The sequence below is a fragment of the Deltaproteobacteria bacterium genome, assembly GCA_005879795.1.
Lineage (GTDB): Bacteria > Desulfobacterota > Binatia > DP-6 > DP-6 > DP-6.
In genome coordinates this window covers 1-5542 of record VBKJ01000059.1, presented here as the reverse complement: position 1 = coordinate 5542, position 5542 = coordinate 1, and the positions used below count along the sequence as shown (strand labels likewise).

Below are 5542 nucleotides of genomic sequence, written 5' to 3'. Positions count from 1 at the left end.
AGCGCTTCGCGAGCTGCCGGGCCTCGATCACCCGACGGCGAGCCGCACGGGCTCGCGCTCCGGGGCGCGGGTGCGGCGGCGGAGGAGGAAGCGCGGGCGGACGATCTTCATCCAGGCCGGCACGATCACGAGCCCGCCGAAGGTGTTGAAGAGCATGAGCAGCGCCAGGAGGAGCCCCATCTCCGCCTGGAACTTGAGATCGGAGAACCACCAGAAGATCGTGCTCGCCACCATGGTGGTGGCGGTGAAGATGATCGCCTTGCCGGTGGTGGCGGTGGCGTAGTCGACCGCCTCGTCGAGCGTGCGGCCCTCGTCGAAGGCGTCGATCATGCGGCTGAAGTGGTAGATGCCGTAGTCGACGCCCACCCCGGCGCCGGCGGCCGCGATGGGCAGCGAGTTGACGTTCAGGTCGATCCGCCAGAGGTACATGAACGCCTCACAGGCGAGCTGCGAGAGGATGACCGGGATCATGAGGATGCCGACCGCGACCAGGGATCCGTAGGTCAGGTAGAGGCAGGCAGCAACCGCCAGCATGACGAGGGCGAGCGTCATCCAGTACGAGCTCTCCACCGCCTCGTTCACCGCCGCGAGCACGCCGAAGAGGCCGCCCGCGAAGAGGAACTGCACGTGCTCGCCGGCGTGCTCGGCGGCCCAGCGCTTCCCGGTCTCGATGGCGTTCATGATGATGTCGTGCGAGTAGCCGTGGAAGAGGGTGATGATGGTGCCGTAGCGCGCCTCGGGGGAGAGGAAGCGGTCGAGGTCGCCCGCCTGGCCGCTCTGCGTGAAGGCGTAGAACAGCTCGGCAACGTACTTCTGGTTGTCGGGGACGAACCCCCACTTGGGCTCGCCCTCGTGATAGAGGCGGGCGAGCTGCTTCACGATGTCGATCACGGTGACCGACACGCCCGCGCCGGCGGTCGTCTCCATGTGATCGGCGAACTCCTCCATGGTGGTGAGCGGCGCCACGTCCTTCATGCCGTCCTCTTTACCGGTGTCGGCGATGACGACGAGCTGGCTCGCGCCGAGGAACTTCTCGTTCAGCTTGGCGTAGGCGACGTTGTAGGGATGGTGCGGGAAGAGCAGCGCCGCGCCCGGCGTCATGTCGCCCACCTTGAGGCGCCAGCCCCAGATCGGGCAGAGGACGTAGAGCGCGATCGAGAGCGCGGCGACGGCCCAGCGCCGCCGCCCGTCGCTGGCGGCGATCACCCGCTCGGTGATCACGCGGTAGATCGGCGCGTGGAAGCGGTAGAGGACGAGCGCCGTCGCGAGGAGGACGCCGAGCTTTGCCGGGCCGAGCAGGTCGAGCGCGATCGAGAGCGCGTAGAGGGCGAAGAGCCCGCCCGCGACGACCAGGAGGCCACGCCCGAGCCGGCGCGCCCACGCCGGATAGTGCGCTGCGTGCACGCCGGGCGGGTTGATCACGGAGAGGATGATCGGGTGGAGCGTCACCACGCTCACGATGATGGACACGATCCAGAAGCTCGAGAAAACCGCGATCTTCTGGATGAGGGGGATGGGCGCGATCGAGACGAGCAGGATGCCGATCCCGTCGCTCAGCACCGAGGCGATCGCGGGCGGGAAGAGGTGCGAGTACGACTCGACGATTGCCGCGTGCTTGTCGCCGAGACGGCGATACTCCTCGTGGTAGCGGTCCATCGACTGGACGGAGTGCGACAGGGCGCGCGCGGAGAGGAAGATCGGCACCACCAGCACGAGCGGATCGAGGCTCAAGCCGAGGAGCGGCCCCATGCCGAGCGCCCACACGCTCGAGAGGAGCCCCGAGAAGACCGGCACCCAGATGCCGGTCCAGGTGCGGAAGTAGTTCCAGAGGAGGAAGGCGAGCGCCGCCACGGTGATGACGAACACCTCGCGCACCTCGGGGACGTAGCGGAGCACCGAGGTGTAGAGCCACGGGAAGCCGGTGATGTAGACGGTGTGGTTCGCATCCTCGACGTCGCGCTCGAGCGCCATCATCCGCTCGTAGAGGTCGTGGAAGTCGAGCTCCTCCTCCCAGAAGCCGGCGGTGACGAGCGCCGCGCTGTCGTCCAGGGCCACGTAGAGGCCGCGGATGCCCTTGGTCGAGTAGACCGCGAACTTGACCCGCTCGGCGTCTGCCTGCGTCTGCGGCACGCCGGGGAAGTACACCTCGCGCACCTGGATGGCGCCGCCGGAGGTCTGGATGCTCTTCATCCTCGGGTGCGCAATGGAGAGGATCTGGTACGGGACCACGCCCTTCGTCTCGGTGAGGCGCTTGGTGATCACGTCGATCTTCTGGAGCGTGGTGGGGTTGTAGATGTCGCCGTGCTTCACCTCGAGGATGACGGTCAGGATGTTCGCGCTCCCGAACATCCGCCGGAAGGTGTTGTAGATGCTGATGTAGGGGTGGCCCTTCCGCCACGTGTACTCGTGTCCGAAGATGCGCACCGTGCTCGGACCCGGGTAGAAGTCGAGGAACTGGGGCACGACCTTGAGGTGCGTCCCCTCGTAGACGAAGAAGACGGTCATCACGGCGACCACGATCGTCACCGCGAGCCGGTTGCGCAGGAGAAACCAGAGGTACGCCTCGATCCAGCGCTTGGGGATCACGGGCTCCTCTCGTGCTCTCCCAGGCGGCGAAGCGTCGAGCCCTCGAGGCGCAGGACCAGCCCCTCGGCGCCGACCGCCAGGCCGCGGCCGCCCGGCGCGAGAGCGAGCGCACGGATCCAGTTGGCGGCGAGCTGGATGGGCAGCGGCTCGAGCGCCCAGGTGGCGCCGCCGTCGGTCGACGCGAGGACCGTACCGGCGTCGCCCACGATCCAGCCCTGCTGCCTCTGCACCACCACGTCGTAGTACGCGCGCTGTGCGATCGGAGACCGCTGCGCGCTCCAGCCCGCCCCCCCGTCTTCCGTGCGCAGGATCACCCCGTCGATGCCGACCGCCCAGCCCCGCCGCGTGTCGGCGAAGTGCACGCCGAAGAGCGTCGACTCGACCGCGGCGTGCTGCTGGTGAAACGTCCGGCCGCCGTCGTCGCTCGCCACGATGGTGCCGAACTCGCCCACCACCCAGACGTGGTCCGGGTCGGCGTACGAGACCGCGTAGAGGTTCACGTCGCCCGGATCGACGCCGGTGTCGAGCGCGCTCGCGGGCAGCTCCACCTCGGGCGGGAGGCGTGCCACGGTCCAGGTGCGGCCGCCGTCCTCGGTGTGGATCATCGTGCCGAAGTCGCCGGCGCCGTGGGCGCGCGTGCGGTTGGCGAACCGGATGCTGAAGACGTGACGCGACGAGCCCGTCTTCGCCTCGCTCCAGGTGACGCCGCCGTCCGTCGTGCCGTAGACGATGCCCTCTTTGCCGGCGGTCCACGCGGTGCGCGCGTCGAGACACGAGACGGTGAGGAACGGGCGCTTGGTGCCCGCGTCCTGCCGCTCCCACGTGTCGCCGCCGTCCGTGGTGTGAAAGATACGGCCGAGCTCTCCCACCATCCAGCCGTCGCGGTCGGTCGCGAAGCAGGCAGCGAACAGGCCCTGGCGGATCTCGCGCAGGGTGACCGGCGTGGCGCCCGCCGCAGCGGCGAGGAGCACCAGAACGAGGGGCGCGCGGGCGAGCGCCCCGCCGCTCACGCCGTGTCCCTCCGGCGGCGGGACGGGGCGAGGCCCGCGAGGAGGGCTCCCACCAGCTCGTGCTCGTACTGCGCGAGCCGGCCTGGGAGCATGCCGAGGCGCCGATAGATGGTGACGCGGTTCACCGCGCCCATGATGCACTCGGCGGCCAGGCGCGGGTCAATCCCCCCGAACTCGTGCCGCTGCTGGCCCTCGCTGACGATCGCGGCCAGCACCCTGGCCGGGCTGTCGGCGTCCGCCACGAAATCCTGCGTGTCCCGGCTGGGCGGCAGGATGAGCAGCTCGTAGAGGAAGGTCTCGTGGCGCGCGGCGCGGAAGAGCGCGTGCAGGGCCGCGGCCAGCTTGGCGCGCGCCGTCGTCTCGGTCTCCGCCGCGCGCCGCACGTCGTCCGCCAGCGCCGCCGCCGAGGTGCGGAAGAGCGTGCGGGCGAGGTCGCGCTTGCTCCGCCAGTGGCGGTAGAGCGTGCCCTCGGCCACCCCGGCGCCGGCCGCGATGTCCCGTACCGTCGTGCCGCGGACGCCGCGCGTCACGAACAGCCGGAGCGCGGCGCGCTCGATGTCCGGCCGCTTGGAGTGAACGAGCATTCACTCGGGCGATAGCCGGGCAACGTTTCCCGGTCAACCGCTAGAAAACGTACTCGACCTGGAAGCGCACGTTGTCGCGGTCGCGGACGGCGCCGAACTGGCCGGTGGGCGCGGCCTCGACCCGCGTGTAGTCAGTGATGAATCGAAAGGGGTCGCGCACATACGCCACGCCCGGCTGGAACACGAAGGCGCCCTGCCAGTCGTAGAACATGCCGTACGACGGGACGATGCGGCCTCCATCGTAGGACGTGGTGACCAGGAGCGTGTGCAGGAAGCGGTCGTCGTCGAGGTGGAAGAGGCGGGGCTCGAGGCGGCAGGCGCGCCGCGCGCTCGGCGGGCCACAGCTGTTACCGATGACGGGTATGGTCTTGTCCACGGGGGCCAGGCGGAAGGAGACGGGCAGCACGAGATCGCCCGGCGAGTCGAAGACGTGCTTGTAGAAGAACTGCGTGGTTATGAAGATCGTCTGCGAGGGGTTGAGCCAGCGGACGAAGCGGTTCACGTCGAGGCCGGCGGCGAAGTTGAAGGTGTCGCGCTGGAGCACGCTGCCCTGCACCGGTCCCCTGCGCGTCAAGTCGAGGAAGCCGGGGTAGAGGAAGGGATCGAGGCCGCCCTCGGTGTTGTTCTCCTGCCGGAGGCGGCGGGCCGCGGCCGAGCCCGGTGTGCCGGTCGAATCGGCGGTCGATCCCCGCCCCTGGCGGTTCATGGGCTCGCCCTGGAAGTAGGCCGCCTCGGAGCGCACCACGCTGTACCACGACGGGATCGGGAAGGTGAGCGAGGCGCCGCTGATCGGCACGCGCGGGAAGCGCTCGATCGCCTGGATCTCGTTGCCGAAGCGCGCGACGTTGGTGGGCACCGGCTCGCCGGGCAGCTGCACGGCCCCGGGCAGCCGGAAGCGGATGCCGGGCACGTCGAGGTAGGTGTAATAGTGCGCGAGCGTGTAGGTGACGTCCCCGCTGCTGAACACGAGGCGCGCCCCGCCGCGCACCTCGCTGCGGTCGGGGACGGTGGGGACCATGCGCAGGTTGGGGAGTGGGAAGCCGAGGCCGCCCGGCTCCCACGGCGAGCCCTGCGGGATGCCGGGCACGGTTGCGACGCGGTTGCCGAAGGCCGCGAAGCCCTCGAGGAAGGCGTCGTGGAGCGGCCCGAGCGAGCCCAGGTGATAGCTCGCGCGCGCCATGTCGAGCGGCAGCCGCCGCTCGTCGAGCGCGATGAAGAAGCCGCCGAAGGAGTCGTCGAGCGGGTTGATGTTGTCGAGCAGCCGGAACACGTCGGTCTCGCCCCAGGCGAGGATCTGGCGGCCGACGCGGAGGAAGAGCGGACCCTTCTCGAAGTCGACGTAGCCGAGGAAGAAGCGGTGGC

At 69.7% G+C, this 5542-nt stretch carries 3 protein-coding genes; all 3 read right to left on the bottom strand.

Features of this window, described 5'->3' with window-relative positions; genetic code table 11:
- Positions 1–27 precede the first annotated feature (27 nt).
- Genes E6J59_03190 through E6J59_03180 form a run of 3 tightly spaced genes read right to left on the bottom strand, consistent with a single transcriptional unit; the run spans position 28 to position 4180 of the window.
- The gene (locus tag E6J59_03190; GenBank protein ID TMB22772.1) at positions 28–2586 is read right to left on the bottom strand and encodes a hypothetical protein; all 2559 of its coding nucleotides are present in this window, start codon (positions 2584–2586) and stop codon (positions 28–30) included.
- Positions 2583–3596: a hypothetical protein gene (locus tag E6J59_03185; protein TMB22771.1), complete on the bottom strand. Its 1014-nt coding sequence runs from the start codon at positions 3594–3596 to the stop codon at positions 2583–2585. The genes E6J59_03190 and E6J59_03185 overlap by 4 nt, the downstream gene beginning before the upstream one ends.
- Positions 3593–4180, bottom strand: coding sequence for a TetR/AcrR family transcriptional regulator (locus E6J59_03180; protein TMB22770.1), 588 nt, complete (start codon positions 4178–4180; stop codon positions 3593–3595). Before E6J59_03180 ends, E6J59_03185 begins: the two co-directional genes overlap by 4 nt.
- Positions 4181–5542 lie beyond the last annotated feature (1362 nt).